This is a genomic window from uncultured Brevundimonas sp. (assembly GCF_963977465.1).
GTDB lineage: Bacteria > Pseudomonadota > Alphaproteobacteria > Caulobacterales > Caulobacteraceae > Brevundimonas.
The window spans coordinates 657,518-671,874 of record NZ_CAXBOQ010000001.1; the positions used below are offsets into that span (position 1 = coordinate 657,518).

Genomic DNA, 14,357 nt, shown 5'->3' on the forward strand with positions numbered 1-14,357 from the left:
CCCCTGTCAGCCCCTCACCCGAGCCTGCATCGGTAGCTCTTAAATTGAGCTTACAGTCGAAACACACGCGGTAGAAATTCAGGCCAGCTCAGCGTTCACGAGCCTGACGACGTTTAAGCTTCGGCTTTTGCTGAACCTTGGCTTTTTTGCCCTGGCGACCACCTGCGCCTAATCCCATCGCCTTGGCCGACGCGGACCGTTCGGCTGAATACACTGCAGCGACCATTGGAAAGTCCACGGGAAGACCGAACGCTTCCCGATAGCTTTCCGGCGTATAACCATGTGCGCCAATGTGACGCCTGAGCGACTTGAATGTCCGGCCGTCGATCAGACTACGAATTCCCTGAGGGGTGATGAGCTTTCTCACTTCGGCGTCCCTCAACGTCTTTGCAGCCTTGTCTTCAACAATGGCCGTACCAGCTGTCGCCAATGACTGGTGCACGGACTTGATGAAGCCTCCGATTTCGTCCGCGTTCAGACGATTGGAAGACACGTAGTTGGCGACGATGCCAACCGTCATGTCCAAGAGGCGATCCGTCAGGTCGGTCATAAGAGGTCTCGATCAATGTGCGGCTGATACGACCAACCGATCGTTAGGAAGTAACTCGATAAAATACAAAATTCCCTTATCAGATTAAGCAATCCACACGCCAGAAAACCCATAAGACAAGGGTGCAATGTCAGATTTGTTCTTTGCGAATATTCGAACAGATCGCTTCCAGACGCTGACGGGACAGGGGGATATCGTGAAGCCAAACTATAAGTTTGGGACCGAGCGACCGCCCTTGCGGGACCGGGCTGGGTCCGCCGGCCGTAGGCAGAACGTTCACACCGAGGGGGTCACAGGTTCAATCCCTGTCGCATCCACCACTTTTTTTCGACTAAAAATCAGCTGGTTAGCAGAACACGATAGTCTGCTCACGGATGATTTTTCTACTAAAAACGAGTTAGTGGGGCAGTAGTGGGGCAGTCGCCGCGCAAAAATGTCGCTCGAAACGATACGACGTGCCCTGAAAAGCATTGATTGGAGCGGAGACAGGGCCTGATTCGACCTCGCTCGGCTGCGGCCTTTTGCAGGGCGTTTCATCCAGGCCAGTCTCCCAGACTCAATCCACTGCCACCGTTCATCGAAGGAGCCGCCATGGCGTCGATCCCGGACCACCCCAACGACGCCGGAACCTGGACCCGCCTGGAGGGCCGGGAGGGGTTCGCCCTTTGGCGTCGCGAGCGTCAGTCACTGGCGCCGGTGACGATGTACTATGTCGTCGCGCCTCCTCGACAGAGCGAGATCCTTTATGACGAGGCCAAGGCCCGTGCCCGTTTTGACGAGCTCGCTGGTGCCGCCTGTCCGGAAGCGGCCTCCTGACGGTCTGGTCGCCGGTTTCGAGACCCCGTTCCGGCTGAAGCCGGCAATACGCGCACGCGGCCTGACGGTCGGGGACCGAGCAAAGCCAACATGAGAAACCGCATACGTGCGGCCTTATCCGCCTTTAGGCCGGCTCTATCGGTTGAAGGACAGGATTCGCCGCACCTTTCTTGGCCGATGCGGCGCGCCTTGGTCGCGCCTCGGGCCCTGAGGCACTTGGTCGATTTCTCATAGTCCACCAGATCGGGGGCAAAATGTCCGCCGGACCCTAGCGTGCCAAAATGTCCGCTCAGGTCACTTAGCGAATAGGCCGAAGTGTAATCGGCGGTACGCTGTAAGACCCAGGCGCTGCCTTCCTCGAAGTCGCGGAGCGCATCCCGGCCTAAAACCCGAAATCGATCTGGTCGACCGAGGCTGGCCTCTTCCGCCGTCGGGTCGCCGCAGGCGACGAGGCCGAGCCTGAAGGCGTCGACGAGACCGCGCCTGTCGCGACGACCGCCTCCTTGTCAGGCTTGCGGCGGGGCGACCGCGTGGTCTGGATCAGCTTCGGCTCCCGGGGCCGGGCCAGCGGCTTGGAATGCGGCAGGCCGCGGACCGTCCGGGTCGCCTTCCACGCGGTCAGCTCGCTTTCCCACCAGCCTACCCGGTTGGGAGAGATACGCACGGGTTCGGGGAAATCCCCGACCTGTTGCAGTCGCCATGCGGTCGACCGGCTGAGGCCGGTGACGTCCCTTACCCGATCCCACGGCAACAGCCGGTCTTCCGGCCCGCCCGTCTCGACCGGTCCGTTTTCGGGTTCGAACGTCATGACGCGCCTCCAAGCATCCCGTCAGCGGCGGCCTCGAAGATCCTGCAAAGCGCCCGGGCGTCGACCGCGGCGTCGACGCAATCGCGCGCCGCCCATCGCCGTGCCACCGCCTTGACCGCGAAACTGGCGGCGGGGTCCGCCAACAGAGCCGCGATCGTCGGGGCCGCCGCGACGTCCCTGGTCAACCGGTCAGCCACGGCGACGCCCCCTCGCAGCGGGCGGCGCGCCGGTGCGGATGTCCGAAATCTGCGACCGCGCCCAGTCCCGCAACAGGTCTCGTGGATAGAAGGGCCTGGACCGGATGTGACGGCACGGGGGACCGTTCCCGCCGGTGGACCACAGCCGCGCCAGGGTGGCCGGCTTCAGTCGAATCCCGAACGAGACCAGGAAGGCTGAAGCCTCCACTCGCGTCAGCAGCGGCTCGTCGATCGCCGGAGCAATCTCCCCGGCGTCCTCCGTCTCCCCGATCATCGCCCGCCTCCCCGGGGACGGCACTGCCGGGCATTGACGACGCCCTGGCCCGCCGTCAGCGCCAGATAACAGTCCACCACAGTCGCCACATACGACCGGGTTTAGGCTATGTCCGGAACCCGACCCAGTGTCGCCACGCGCGCCGGGCCGGCGCTGTACACAGGGGCGTGGTCCACGGTGCCGTGCGCCACCAGTTCATCCCGCATCAGGATGTTCCGTCGATCCAGAAACAGGGTCCGGAACTGTTCGCGGGGCTCTTGAGCGAGCGCCGCCCGGACATAGGTCAAAAGGGCGGTCCACGACGTGATCACGGGGCGGCGACAGCTGTCTTCGCGCGCAAGTCGAACCGCCAGTTCACGCAGCAGCTTGATATCCGAAAGGGCAAGAGGGTCGAGGCCAGGCGTGCGCCTGAGTTCGCCGGGCTCGGCAGCGACGACAGCCCCCAGGCCCGCAAACCGCTCCAGCAGAATACCGGCAAGCCGATCCGTGTCGGCACCCGGGCCATTGCCGGTTCGCCTCAACATCAAACTCAGCAGGGCCTGATCATCCAGCACCGCATGAACCAGGGTCGGCCCTGCAGGCAGGCGTTCGTTCGGGCACGGACCCAGGGCCCGGGTCGGAATCGGTCTCATGGCGGTCTCCTTCTCCGCTCCACCACGGAGCACCCGCCGCCCGGCCTTTCTTTCTCTCCCTGGTTAGACTTGTGACAGACCCGCGGCTTGGCCGGCGGTCCGCCACCTTGAGCCGGTGGAACGACTTCTGATCAGCGCCGCGGTCATGCGGACTGCAGCCCTCGCCCGAGCCGATCCCAGCGAGGGTCGACTGCCCGGATCATCATTGTCAGCACCTCAGCTCCATGATGCGAACTCGAACGCAAGGACGCGGCGTGTCAGGAGCGGTGCCTGCCCAACCGTCGAAGGGAGTTCGCGTTGCACCCCGCCGGCGTCCGGCGTGATGATCTCGTCGGTTCTCGCACCGGTTCCGCGCGCGCGTTCGAGGTCTTCGCCTCATCGATGAGCAGACCGTCAGGGGTTCGCTGCCGCCTCAGGATAAATCGTCACAAGGCAACCGCTCATCGATCGGACTGTTCTCGGAGACAAGCAAACGCCGTTCCTCGTCGATCATATAGTCCCGAGTGGCCGGAGAAGCCTTGATGTCTCGGGTAAGCTGGATCTGAAAGACGGTCATACTTCCGACCCTGAACGCGGCTTCGCAGGCCGCAAGATAGAACTCCCACATGCGGCAGAAGCGCTCATCGTAGATCTCGGCGGCGCGGGCCCGATTAGCGCGGAATCGTTCCGACCAGCACCGAAGGGTTTCAGCATAGTGGAGCGGCAAGAGCTCAACGTCAGTCACCCGTAACCCGCTATGTTCGACCGCCGTGAACACTTCCGACAATGACGGGCAGTATCCGCCGGGAAAGATATACTTCTCGATCCATGGGTCGTTTTCGGCTGGCGGACCCGTTCGTCCGATCGCATGGATGACCGCGAGCCCGTCCGGCGCCAGTAATCGGTGGACGATATTGAAGAACTCCCGGTAGTGCGGTTGACCGACGTGTTCAAACATCCCGACCGACACGATGCGGTCGTAGGTTCCAGTCTCATGGCGGTAGTCGCGAAGATGAAAGCGTACGTGCGGCTCCAATCCGCTGGCTGACACACGAGCAGAGGCGACCCTCAATTGTTCGTCGGATAGGGTAAGGCCATCGACTTCGACGCCATGCCGACTTGCCAGTTCGAGCGCCAGGCCACCCCAGCCACTTCCAATATCGAGCACACGGCCACCCGTCTCCAGGCGCAGTTTCGCCGCGATATGACGCTTCTTCTTGGCCTGGGCGACCTCAAGGCTCTCGTCGCCGTCCTGAAAATATGCGCACGAGTATTGCAGGTCAGGGTCAAGAAACAGGAGATAGAGGTCTTCGGACAAGTCATAATGATGGGCGACATTGGCTCGAGCCCGGGCGATTGGATTGCGCCGTTGGCGTTTCTGGAAAGGTCCGGCCAACTCACGCGCCGCGGGTGATGCTTTAGCGAGGTCATCGGCGATGGAAACGCCGATCACTAGTAAGTCGCGCAGCGAACCCTCTTCCAGGACCAGAGTACCGTCCATGTAGGCTTCACCCACACCGAGCATGGGATCAGCCAGCACGCGGGCCGGGGTTCGGGGATCATCAAGCCGAACGCTTGCCCTTGGCGTGTCTTCAGAGCCGAAGACGTGGCGCTGCCCCCAAGGATCGACAACCACGAGTGACCCTTGCTGAACAGCGCGCTCGAGCGCCTTGGCAAGAATTTTGAAGGCGATGCGTTCGGGCAGGATCGAACGAAGGGCTTCTTTCATCATCGGTATCACCTTACATGCACAGGGGTCGCAGGTGAGACGCGTCAAAGAGGCAGGCCTTACACGAAGCGCAGGATTCCGAGCCCAGAGTCGAAACCCTTGCCGACGCTATGACGTCTTGGAGTCGGACGTGGCGACCGTGCCTGAATGTAATGAAATGGAGACTGCATCGTCCGTTGAGTGACTGAAGCGGCCCTTCTGGTCGCCGCCCGCACGGAGGGTCAGGTGTCTACGCTGCGTTCGCTCATTTTTGGTGCCCTGTGGGGCCTTTGGACGGTGCTGTTTGGTTTGGCGATCCCATTTTTGTGGATCGCCAGGGCGAAGCCCTCAACGGTGCGAATGTTGTCGCGGGTCTGGGCCCGTGGCGTTCTGTCCATGCTGGTCGGCATCATTGGCTTGCGGCACCGGGAACGGGGCCGGGAGCACGTTTCCCGTACGCCTGGCCTGATTGTTTCCAACCACCAATCGACATGGGAGACCTTGGCGGCACTCGTCATGTTTCCGGATGTCGCGATCGTGGCCAAACAGGAACTCCTGCATATTCCGGTGATGGGCTGGTATCTAACGAACTCGCCCATGATCCTGATCGATCGGACATCGGCATCCGCTGCGCTCCGAGAGATGACGTTGCAAGGTCGAGCGGCTCTGGCCGCCGGACGCCCGGTACTGATCTTTCCTGAAGGCACCCGAAAGGCAGTCGGTGAACCGATCGAATTCCGACGCGGTGTCGAATTTCTCTACAAGGCACTAGGCGTCCCGGCCCTTCCTGTTGTCCTGGATTCGGGGCGTTTCTGGAGTGTCGGCGGCCTTCCCAAACGGGCAGGGATCATCACTGTTTCGTTCCTGGAACCAATCAGTCCCGGCCTGAGCACGAAGGATTTTACCCGAACCGCGCAAGCTTCAATGCACGCCGAGGCGGTTGGGATCGAAAAGCGACGAGTGTCCTCACTGTCCTGTTTGTCGGCGAACTGCCTCGCCTCCCCCCAAATTCCGGAACTCCGCTCATGAAGATCGCGCAAGTCACGCCGCTGTATGAAGCCGTGCCGCCGAAACTGTACGGCGGGACGGAACGGGTGGTCGCTCATCTGACCGACGCCCTGGTTGAACTGGGCCACGACGTTACGCTGTTCGCCAGCGCCGATGCTATCACGCGCGCGCGGCTGATCCCGGTGCGCGATCAGGCCATGCGACTGGATCCGGCACCGTTCAAGTCGGACCTCGCGGCCCATATGGTCATGCTGGCCGAGGTGCTGAAGCGCGCCGACGATTTCGACGTGATCCATTTCCACACCGACATGATCCAGTTTCCGATGTTCGAACGGTATGCCAACCGTACGCTGACGACGTTGCACGGCCGACTGGACATGAAGGATATCGGCGGCGTCTACGAACACTGGCCCGAGTTCGGCCTGGTGTCGATCTCCGACAACCAGCGTCGTGCCCTGCCCCACGCCAATTGGAAGGCGACCGTCCATCACGGCATGCCGGGCGAGCTTTACCGCTTCTGCCCAAAATCGGAGGGCTATCTGGCCTTCCTCGGCCGCATCTCGCCCGAGAAGCGACCGGATCGGGCCATCGAGATCGCCACCAGACTCAACAGGCCACTAAAGATAGCGGCCAAGATCGACGCCGCTGACAAGGTCTACTGGGAGACCGTCATAAAGCCGCTGATCGACGGCAATCCCCTCATCGAATTCGTCGGTGAGATCGGCGATCACCAAAAGTCCGCCTTCCTCGGCGGGGCCGAGGCCCTTCTGTTTCCGATCGACTGGCCCGAACCGTTCGGTCTGGTGATGATCGAGGCCATGGCCTGTGGCACGCCGGTGGTGGCCTTCCGCTGCGGCTCCACCCCCGAAGTTATCGAGGATGGCGAAACCGGCTATCTGGTCGACACCGTAGAACAGGCGGTCGCCGCCGCCGGCCGGGCGCATCTGCTGGACCGCGCAGCGATCCGGGCCCGCTTCGACCGGCGGTTCTCGGCCACCGCCATGGCTCGCCGGTATCTGGACGTCTATGCGGATATGTCGGCGCGACGGCCCTTTGCCAGGACACTGACGAACAGCTCCGTGGCCGCAGTGCGCGAACAGAAGAGCTTCGCCGTCCTGGATTGATCCGCAAGCCCATGTTGCCCGGCCCTTCGAGAGCCGAGCATTATGAGGCACCCCATGCCTTACCCGCTCGAACCGTGACGCACAGTCACATTGCCGGCGACTGAAGCTCTGAAGTCGGCGGTTGCTCGGACGGCTTTTTCGATCGTGGAGGAAAGTACAGCAGCACCATGACGCTGAGCACTGCTGCGAAAAAGCACCACACGGAGATAAGCCACACGGAATAAAAAACGTAGGCCGCGACGAATGCCACAAAGGCCGCGAGACCAAACAGCCTGACCTTCGTGTGGCTGGAGAAGAGCATGCTGACGCAAGTGCTGAGGACATACAGCAACATCACAACGACGATATAGAAATGCGTGGAGACGTAGGCGATATGCCGTCCCTGCACTTGTGAAACGATCGGCAAACTTACCAAAAAATACAGGAGGTAGAGGCCCACAGCGGCCCCGACCAACGCGATGGAGAGCAATGCCCGGCGACGCCAGAGCACGGGCTCGATCAATAGAATCGCGATTGGAACATAGATCGGCCAAAGGACGTGCGAGAAGAGCGAATAGACGAGCGTAAGCACGGTATTCATCATCGGCGCCTTGTCGGGAAACGTTAGCCAGATGGTTCCCTCAATCAGCTGCTGAATGCCGAACAGGACGGGGATCAATGCAAAGGGCAGCTCGGCGCGCCGCCGTGCGCGACGAGCCGTTATCGAGCCGATGATCAGCAGCGAAGCCCCTGCCGTGAAACTGGCTGTAGCGGAAAAGCACATGCGATCGTAAATCCTCAGATCTCAACAGACTCAGGGATGGGTTGGCAGCTGCATACTGGCACCAGCCCACAGAATTTCCGAGCCGAAACTGGCGGTGATCAATCTCAATCGGCATTAGGGCCAGCCGGACGCTCTGAGTTGCGCTTTGTCCGAGCGACACCTTCTTGGGCATGCGGCTTCATCGACAGAACTGCCGAGAGAGACTTGGGAAGAGCCGAAGCTGCTCTGTAAGGAATTTTGGCTTGCCGCGTCATTGCTCCGTGGGCGCGACCCCGGCAACTGGTGACCAGGCCGGCGCGCGGACAATACGCTCCAACGAAGATCCAGGAGAGACTGATGAATTGGATGGTAGAAAACTGGCCCTGGCTTTTGATCGGGGCAGCCTTTGTGGGACTGCACCTCGTGGGTCATGGCGGCCACGGCGGTCATGGGTCGCATCGATCCACAAAGGGTAGCGACAGCGCTCGCTCACGAAAGGGCGACCTGAAACCGCCCCATGAGCACTGAGCGAGTCACCTCGGCAGCTTTACAGAAATCCCGGCGGAGCCGACCCATGATAGACACGAAAATTGTAAGCTGGACTCTTGGAATTTGGGCTTCAGTAACGTTTCTCATTTGCGTGGTCTACGGACTGATCGCGCCTGAGAACCTGCATGCACCGGCTATGTTGGAGCAGTTGTTGCCTGGCTTCACGTGGCTAACCTGGCCCGGATTCCTGTTGGGATTTGCAGAAAGCTTTCTCTACGGAGCTTACGCCGGATTGGTTTTTTGCCCGATCTACAACTGGCTGAACCGGCGCTGGGGTCGGGGTTAGAGTTGGGGGCTATGGGATGATGAAGCCATCATGACCGGCAACTGCATAGGCGGAAACCCGCAACCGCGCGGAGCGGCCAAAGGTGCTGGAGCAAGTGGCGTCAGCCAGGATTTCCGGCAAGCCCGGGACGGCGTCGACGTCGCGTAGGGCCATCCGCCTCCCAGGTCTGTAGCGCCGCCGCTATGAGCGGCGCGAGCGTGATGGCATTGCTTGCATGTGGGACGCTGTCGCTGGACACGACCCTTTCGGAGAGCCGGGAGAGTTCTGCGAAGGCCTCCCCCGCGAAGATTCCATGGACGACAACGCAGACGGGCGGTGGCAAGCCTTGTCGCTGCAACTGATGGGCGGCCTCAATGAGTGTACGCCCGGAGGACGCAATGTCATCAAGCAGGACCGGGCGGCGGTCTTGCCAGGGCGTGAGATCCGGAAATGCGATCTCGACCTCCCGATCTCCGTGCCGAATTTTTCTCAGCACGACGTGAGGCGCACCAACTGCTGCGGCGACCGCCTGGACCCACTGCTCACTTTCTTCATCGGGTCCGATTATCAACGGACGGGGGACTTCAGCGGCGATCCAATCGGCCAGCAAGGGCGCGGCATGCAGCGTGCGCGCCGGAATGTTGTACAGGGCAGCCAGCGCTGAATAGCGGTGCAGATGCGGATCGACAGTGACCAGTCGGTCAAAGCTGCTCGAGATGAGCCGGGAAAACGCACGCGAGGTTACGGCCTCACCGGGCGTGAAGCGCTGGTCCTGGCGCATATAGGCGAGATAGGGCGCGACCAAGGTCACCTCCGCCGCTCCGAGATCCCGGGCTGCGTCAGCGGCAAAGATCAGGCTCAGAAACCCTGGATCCGGACGCGCCAGACTACAGACCAGGTCAACAGGGCGTCCCGCTACGTCTGACACCAACCGGACATAGCTTTCGCCATCCGGAAAGTGGCGGGTTTCAAGCTGCCCCAGCTCAAACCCGCCCGCCTTGGCGATTCGCTCGGCGAACGCCTCATTTCCCGGGAGGGGCAGGATCAATCGCATGTGAACTCCCGGAATGAGGATTGGAGACCAAGGCTGAGAGTGGAACAGGAGAGCCCGACGCACTGGCTCCCGATGGCAGGATGCCCGTTCAGACGCTACGGTCTGCCCGTTCTTACAACGTGCCTTCGCCTCCACGTACCGATCGGCCCTCTGGGTAACTCTACGCAAGGCGGGGGAAGACCCAGCCGTCGGGGACGGAGACGCTGTAATACCCGGTCGAAGACATGCGTCATTGTCGACACGGGTCGAGTTCAGCCCCTCGCGGAGAGACCGGAACATGTCTGTCGCCCACCCAATGCGCCACTGGGCGCGCCCGCTTCTGTTGGCCGCCGTCGTCGCCCTGGCGCTCGCTTCCTGCCAGGCGAAGCCCGTCGAAGGTCAGTCGCAGACCGTCGATGGTCTTCGACTTGTGTACGGCGTCATCGCCAGTGAAAAAGTGGCCGATCACCCGCGGTCCCACCCTGAGTCCCAGATGCACGACGGGCCGCCGCCAGGGACCGATCACGTCACGCTCGCCGTGTTCGACGCCACAACAAACCAGCGCATTAATGACGCCCAGGTGTCGCTGAGTATCGAAGGGCCGCGTAACGCCGGCCCCGGAGCCGGGCGACTGGACCCCATGCATCTGGACGGTTCCACCTCCTACGGCGGCTATGTCTCGCTCCAGCATCCCGGACGTTACCTGCTGATCTTCCATGTGGCTCGCCCCGGTCGGCGCGACGATCCAGTCAGGGCTGTCTTCGCCTACAAGCGGTCATGACAGGCCGTGCCGGGGGACGACGTCGCTGCGCCGGCCTGGGCGCAGGGATCAGTGTTCACCGCGACGGTCGGTAAAACGAGGACCGGTGCGAAACCACCGCCCGGCGTGCGCATATTGGTGGTCTGTCCCTGGTAGAGGCGGGCCGCCGCGAGCAGCATCCGCCCTCCATAGGTGTAAAGGCGCACATCGACCTTCAGACTGACCGGCTCGTCGTCGGGTTGGATGCGTCGTTCTCCCGGAGCGGTGTAGGCTTGCGCGACGTAGGCGGAGACTTTGATCTCTTCCCAGACCCGCCGGGTGAGTTTGGCACCGCGGTAGGCCGCCTTGCTGGCGTGGCCCCGTACCGGCTTGAAGAACCATTTGCGCCGGTCTGCCCAAAGCTCTGCGGCGTTTTCCGATCGCACGAGGACGGTCCGGGGAACGGTCGCCGCAAGAACGGCGGCATGATCCGCTCCCAGCCCCCAGCGGCGTAGTCTTTCGGGATCGGACAGCAGGGTAAGGTTCTGTTTGTCGGCGAGGCGGCTATAGATATGCGGGTTGGGCGTGATCACGGCCAGGTCTCGCTCATATGCCTGTCTGAGGACTGCGTGGGCCGGCTCCTCCAGCAGAAAATCGACCAGACGATTGTAGACGATGTCCACACGAACGCCGCCCAGCGTCAGAGCATCACCTTCGAGCTTAAGATCGCGAGGATCGCCGATCAGGGCCTCGAGTCCGACCGCCCGCAGCTGGGCCTGGGCGAGCCTGAACTCCGGATATAGCGCCTGCGCCAAGGGATCATCATCCAGGATGGCAACCGTTGTCGGCGTCCCACTCCCGTTCTGCAGCCGCCACTCATTGCGGAACATTTCTCCGATGTGCTGCTGAAACGTTGCCGGCCCGGGTGCGTCAACGCCGGCGACGACGCCCGCGCAGCACGCCTGCTGCGACCGGGCGAGAACGGCGTTCAGGAAGGCGCCTCCGGCGTTGGTGTTGATCTCGATGAGCTTGGGGCCGACGGGTGTCACGTGGAAGTCGTAACCCATGAAGGCACCCAGCGGGCCCGGATCCCGACGCGCGAGCGGCGGGGTCCAGGCCAGGGCGGCTTCGCGATACCCGGGCAACACGACAGCCGTCTCAGCCGCCGCCACCACGTCCATCATCCGGCCGAGCGTCTCTGCGGGCAGGAAAACGGGGGACCGCGCGAACAGCCAGGGATGGGTTTCAGCGAGGTCCCCGGCGAACCCGGGGATCTCCGTCTCGCGATCGAGTGCGGCCGCGAGGGCTGCCTGATCCACCCCCACGCAAAAGCAGCCGCCGTTCAGCTGGTCTGCGCGTACGGAGCCGGCCAAGGGCGACAGATCAGACATCAATGAAAGAGCCTCCTTCTGGGTGGCGAACCGGCTTGCTCCGCGTCGAGTCACCGGTCAAGGCCAAGCAGCCGGGAAGCATGGCGTGCGATCATCCGTTCTTCGTCGGTACGGATCACCCAGACGGCGACAGGACTGCCGGCTGCGCTCAACCGTCCAGTCCCGCGGCTATTGGCGGCCGGGTCAAGCTCGACACCCGGCCAGGCGAGCCGTGCACAGATTTCCGCCCGTATCTGCGGTGAATTCTCGCCGATGCCGGCGGTGAAGACCAGGCCGTCAAGCCCCTCCAGGCTCCCCGCCAGGGTCGCGACCTCGCGCGCCGCCCGGTAGACGAACAGATCAACCGCCTCACGCGCGGCCAGGCTGTCGCTCTCCAACAGGACACGGATGTCATCGCTGAGCCCCGAGATGCCCAGCAGGCCGGAGCGCCGGTAGAGCAGATCGACGAGTTCAGCGGCGTCGAGCCCCGCGATTTGCTGGAGGTAGAGCACCACCCCAGGGTCCAGACTCCCGCAGCGCGTTCCCATGACCAAGCCGTCGAGCGGGGTGGCACCCATGGTGGTATCGACGCTGCGACCGTTACTCAGTGCGCAGAGGCTCGCGCCTGAGCCAAGATGGGCCGCGACAACGCGACCGGTCGCCGTCGACGGATCGAGCGCCGCGAGCTGCTCGGCCACAGACTCGTAGGACAGACCATGAAAGCCGTATCGGCGAAGCCCCCTGGCTTCCCAGACCCTGGGCAGGCCCAACCGATCCGCCACCGGCTCATGACCGCCATGGAAGGCGGTATCGAACGTCAGGACCTGGAGTAGATCAGGATTGGACTTGCGAAGCGCCCGGGCTCCCGCAAGTCCCTGCTGCCGGTGCAGTGGCGCGAGCGGAGCAAGCGCTTCAAGGGCCTTCAGGACCGGCTCAGTGGCCGCGACCGCCTGGCTGAAGTCCGGCCCGCCGTGCACAATGCGATGTCCGACAATGGCCACGGGCCCGGCCAGTCGGGCCTCCACCCACCGCAACAGGTCCGGCACCGTGTCGCTGCCCCTGTCCACCCAAGGGGCTTCGGTCAGGACGCCTCCGGCCGTGTCCAGGCTCAAGACCCTTCGGCCCGGGCCGTGGGACTCGATCCGGCCCCGCAACACCGGTGCAAGAGTTCCTCGGGCGGTTTCGAAGGCACCGAATTTGACCGTGGACGATCCGGTGTTGAGAGCGAGGACGGACGGCATCCTGGCGATGGTCCCTGAATGGCGCACGCCCGGCGTGCCGATCATTTCCTGACGCGGCCAACCCGCTCTCCTTACGGATCAGGCAGCGCCGACCGCGGTCGTCGCCTCCCCTGCGATCCCGGCCCGGCGTAATGGATTGCCCCGGCGGCGTCAGACAGGCAGCGACGTTTCGTCTCTCCATGAGAGATCCAGCCCGATGCCTTCGACCCAACAGTCAGGACGTATCCCGAATATCCTCGCCGCCTTCGACGCAGGGTTGGCATACCGGCTCATCGGCGAGCATCGTGTCCACCGCTTCGGTCGCCCGCCGCTCCTCTCGTTCCAGCGCTGTCCGCTGCCGCATTTGATCCTGCACCGCGGCCATGACCGTGGGCATCGCCTGGGCCGCGGGGGGCCGTCCGCCACCAATCCTTCCCATCCAAATCAATTCTGAGCGACCCCGTCATGCCCGAACCGCAAGCCTATGGACTCTGGTCCCTGGTCATCCTGAACTCGGTCCTGTTCATCGTCTTCGCCTTCACCTTCTTCAAACCGAGGACGGGCCGGGACTGGCGTTCATTCGGCGCCTTCAGCGCCTTCCTGGTGGCGCTCTTCACCGAGATGTACGGTTTTCCGCTCACACTCTATTTCCTGTCCGGGTGGCTGCAGACGCGCTTCCCCGGCATCAACTGGTGGTCGCACGACGCCGGCCACCTCCTCGAGACGATGTTCGGCTGGAGGGCGAACCCCCACTTCGGACCTTTCCATATCCTCAGCTTCGCCTTTATCGGTGGCGGCTTCTGGCTGATCTCCGCGGCCTGGCCGGTGCTCTATCGCGCCCAGCAGAATGGAATGCTGGCCGTCAGCGGTCCATATCGATCCATCCGCCATCCGCAGTACGTCGGCTTCGTGCTGGTGATGTCCGGCTTTCTGTTGCAATGGCCGACCGTGCTCACCCTGGCGATGTTCCCGGTGTTGGTCTTCATGTACTGGCGGCTCACCAGGAGCGAGGAGCGCGAAATCGATACCCGCTTCGGCCCGGGGTATGCGATCTACAGGCAGGCCACGCCCGCCTTCATTCCACGGATGCGCCCAGGGGGTGGCGCGGCGCCTTCGCGCCCCTGAACCGCCGCCCCGACGCAGGGCTTGCCGGGACCTCCCGCGTTCGCCAGTTATCTTGGCCAAGCGCTGGCGGGCAACAAGGTATTCGCAAGACCGAGCTCAACCTGGGATCAATCTCGACACGCCACCTCGTTCAATCAGGTAACGCACTACGCACCGCAGATGAAAATCCCTCGGAAATGCGGGTACACATAGTCGTGATCTGATATTTTGATCTATCG

The 14,357-nt window shown here is 62.7% G+C and carries 17 protein-coding genes; 6 read left to right on the forward strand and 11 right to left on the reverse strand.

Annotated elements, in window-relative coordinates:
* Positions 1–88: 88 nt before the first annotated feature.
* Positions 89–550, reverse strand: coding sequence for a MucR family transcriptional regulator (locus AAC067_RS03465; protein ID WP_339929552.1), 462 nt, complete (start codon positions 548–550; stop codon positions 89–91).
* A gap of 591 nt (positions 551–1,141) precedes the next feature.
* On the opposite strand from AAC067_RS03465, the gene AAC067_RS03470 reads away from it, so the two are divergent.
* Positions 1,142–1,366: a hypothetical protein gene (locus AAC067_RS03470; RefSeq protein WP_339929554.1), complete on the forward strand. Its 225-nt coding sequence runs from the start codon at positions 1,142–1,144 to the stop codon at positions 1,364–1,366.
* 382 nt (positions 1,367–1,748) lie between these two features.
* Here AAC067_RS03470 and AAC067_RS03475 read toward each other — a convergent pair whose 3' ends face one another.
* From AAC067_RS03475 to AAC067_RS03495, 5 genes are all read right to left on the reverse strand, one after another.
* A complete protein-coding gene (locus AAC067_RS03475) occupies positions 1,749–2,174 on the reverse strand; it encodes an AlpA family phage regulatory protein (protein WP_339929556.1) in 426 nt (141 codons plus the stop codon).
* Entirely contained in the window at positions 2,171–2,371 is a 201-nt protein-coding gene (locus AAC067_RS03480) for a hypothetical protein (protein ID WP_339929558.1), read from the reverse strand. Before AAC067_RS03480 ends, AAC067_RS03475 begins: the two co-directional genes overlap by 4 nt.
* The gene (locus AAC067_RS03485) at positions 2,364–2,645 is read right to left on the reverse strand and encodes a hypothetical protein (RefSeq protein ID WP_339929560.1); all 282 of its coding nucleotides are present in this window, start codon (positions 2,643–2,645) and stop codon (positions 2,364–2,366) included. Before AAC067_RS03485 ends, AAC067_RS03480 begins: the two co-directional genes overlap by 8 nt.
* A 101-nt stretch (positions 2,646–2,746) precedes the next feature.
* Positions 2,747–3,277 carry a JAB domain-containing protein gene (locus AAC067_RS03490; protein ID WP_339929562.1) on the reverse strand — a complete coding sequence of 177 codons (531 nt, stop codon included), beginning with the start codon at positions 3,275–3,277 and terminating at the stop codon, positions 2,747–2,749.
* Between the two features lie 412 nt (positions 3,278–3,689).
* Positions 3,690–4,988 (reverse strand): class I SAM-dependent methyltransferase, encoded by a 1,299-nt coding sequence (locus tag AAC067_RS03495; protein ID WP_339929565.1) that lies wholly within the window; start codon positions 4,986–4,988, stop codon positions 3,690–3,692.
* A gap of 222 nt (positions 4,989–5,210) precedes the next feature.
* Here AAC067_RS03495 and AAC067_RS03500 point away from each other — a divergent pair, with 222 nt between their 5' ends.
* A complete protein-coding gene (locus tag AAC067_RS03500; protein WP_339929567.1) occupies positions 5,211–5,993 on the forward strand; it encodes a lysophospholipid acyltransferase family protein in 783 nt (260 codons plus the stop codon).
* Positions 5,990–7,096, forward strand: a complete 1,107-nt coding sequence (locus AAC067_RS03505) for a glycosyltransferase family 4 protein (RefSeq protein WP_339929569.1) — start codon at positions 5,990–5,992, stop codon at positions 7,094–7,096. Before AAC067_RS03500 ends, AAC067_RS03505 begins: the two co-directional genes overlap by 4 nt.
* Before the next feature lie 85 nt (positions 7,097–7,181).
* Here the strand turns inward: AAC067_RS03505 and AAC067_RS03510 are convergent, their stop codons facing one another.
* Positions 7,182–7,859: a DUF6629 family protein gene (locus tag AAC067_RS03510; RefSeq protein ID WP_339929571.1), complete on the reverse strand. Its 678-nt coding sequence runs from the start codon at positions 7,857–7,859 to the stop codon at positions 7,182–7,184.
* 553 nt (positions 7,860–8,412) lie between these two features.
* Here AAC067_RS03510 and AAC067_RS03515 point away from each other — a divergent pair.
* The gene (locus tag AAC067_RS03515; RefSeq protein ID WP_339929573.1) at positions 8,413–8,673 is read left to right on the forward strand and encodes a DUF5676 family membrane protein; all 261 of its coding nucleotides are present in this window, start codon (positions 8,413–8,415) and stop codon (positions 8,671–8,673) included.
* A 100-nt stretch (positions 8,674–8,773) separates the two neighbouring features.
* On the opposite strand, the gene AAC067_RS03520 is transcribed toward AAC067_RS03515, so the two are convergent.
* Positions 8,774–9,706, reverse strand: coding sequence for a ribose-phosphate pyrophosphokinase (locus tag AAC067_RS03520; RefSeq protein ID WP_339929575.1), 933 nt, complete (start codon positions 9,704–9,706; stop codon positions 8,774–8,776).
* 277 nt (positions 9,707–9,983) lie between these two features.
* On the opposite strand from AAC067_RS03520, the gene AAC067_RS03525 reads away from it, so the two are divergent.
* Positions 9,984–10,466 (forward strand): hypothetical protein, encoded by a 483-nt coding sequence (locus tag AAC067_RS03525; RefSeq protein WP_339929577.1) that lies wholly within the window; start codon positions 9,984–9,986, stop codon positions 10,464–10,466.
* Here AAC067_RS03525 and AAC067_RS03530 read toward each other — a convergent pair.
* From AAC067_RS03530 to AAC067_RS03540, 3 genes are all read right to left on the reverse strand, one after another.
* The gene (locus AAC067_RS03530) at positions 10,451–11,815 is read right to left on the reverse strand and encodes a hypothetical protein (RefSeq protein ID WP_339929579.1); all 1,365 of its coding nucleotides are present in this window, start codon (positions 11,813–11,815) and stop codon (positions 10,451–10,453) included. The two genes, AAC067_RS03525 and AAC067_RS03530, sit on opposite strands and share 16 nt — an antisense overlap.
* Before the next feature lie 50 nt (positions 11,816–11,865).
* A complete protein-coding gene (locus AAC067_RS03535) occupies positions 11,866–13,080 on the reverse strand; it encodes an acetate/propionate family kinase (RefSeq protein WP_339929581.1) in 1,215 nt (404 codons plus the stop codon).
* A 169-nt stretch (positions 13,081–13,249) separates the two neighbouring features.
* A complete protein-coding gene (locus AAC067_RS03540) occupies positions 13,250–13,411 on the reverse strand; it encodes a hypothetical protein (protein WP_339929583.1) in 162 nt (53 codons plus the stop codon).
* 68 nt (positions 13,412–13,479) lie between these two features.
* Here AAC067_RS03540 and AAC067_RS03545 point away from each other — a divergent pair, with 68 nt between their 5' ends.
* Entirely contained in the window at positions 13,480–14,139 is a 660-nt protein-coding gene (locus tag AAC067_RS03545; RefSeq protein WP_339929585.1) for an isoprenylcysteine carboxylmethyltransferase family protein, read from the forward strand.
* Positions 14,140–14,357: the final 218 nt, after the last annotated feature.

What these genes read in the sequence shown, in the direction of transcription:
- AAC067_RS03465 (WP_339929552.1), bottom strand. Translation starts at nt 550, where the DNA reads ATGACCGACCTGACGGATCGCCTCTTGGACATGACGGTTGGCATCGTC.
- AAC067_RS03470 (WP_339929554.1), top strand. Translation starts at nt 1,142, where the DNA reads ATGGCGTCGATCCCGGACCACCCCAACGACGCCGGAACCTGGACCCGC.
- AAC067_RS03475 (WP_339929556.1), bottom strand. Translation starts at nt 2,174, where the DNA reads ATGACGTTCGAACCCGAAAACGGACCGGTCGAGACGGGCGGGCCGGAA.
- AAC067_RS03485 (WP_339929560.1), bottom strand. Translation starts at nt 2,645, where the DNA reads ATGATCGGGGAGACGGAGGACGCCGGGGAGATTGCTCCGGCGATCGAC.
- AAC067_RS03490 (WP_339929562.1), bottom strand. Translation starts at nt 3,277, where the DNA reads ATGAGACCGATTCCGACCCGGGCCCTGGGTCCGTGCCCGAACGAACGC.
- AAC067_RS03495 (WP_339929565.1), bottom strand. Translation starts at nt 4,988, where the DNA reads ATGATGAAAGAAGCCCTTCGTTCGATCCTGCCCGAACGCATCGCCTTC.
- AAC067_RS03505 (WP_339929569.1), top strand. Translation starts at nt 5,990, where the DNA reads ATGAAGATCGCGCAAGTCACGCCGCTGTATGAAGCCGTGCCGCCGAAA.
- AAC067_RS03510 (WP_339929571.1), bottom strand. Translation starts at nt 7,859, where the DNA reads ATGTGCTTTTCCGCTACAGCCAGTTTCACGGCAGGGGCTTCGCTGCTG.
- AAC067_RS03515 (WP_339929573.1), top strand. Translation starts at nt 8,413, where the DNA reads ATGATAGACACGAAAATTGTAAGCTGGACTCTTGGAATTTGGGCTTCA.
- AAC067_RS03520 (WP_339929575.1), bottom strand. Translation starts at nt 9,706, where the DNA reads ATGCGATTGATCCTGCCCCTCCCGGGAAATGAGGCGTTCGCCGAGCGA.
- AAC067_RS03525 (WP_339929577.1), top strand. Translation starts at nt 9,984, where the DNA reads ATGTCTGTCGCCCACCCAATGCGCCACTGGGCGCGCCCGCTTCTGTTG.
- AAC067_RS03530 (WP_339929579.1), bottom strand. Translation starts at nt 11,815, where the DNA reads ATGTCTGATCTGTCGCCCTTGGCCGGCTCCGTACGCGCAGACCAGCTG.
- AAC067_RS03535 (WP_339929581.1), bottom strand. Translation starts at nt 13,080, where the DNA reads ATGATCGGCACGCCGGGCGTGCGCCATTCAGGGACCATCGCCAGGATG.
- AAC067_RS03540 (WP_339929583.1), bottom strand. Translation starts at nt 13,411, where the DNA reads ATGCCCACGGTCATGGCCGCGGTGCAGGATCAAATGCGGCAGCGGACA.
- AAC067_RS03545 (WP_339929585.1), top strand. Translation starts at nt 13,480, where the DNA reads ATGCCCGAACCGCAAGCCTATGGACTCTGGTCCCTGGTCATCCTGAAC.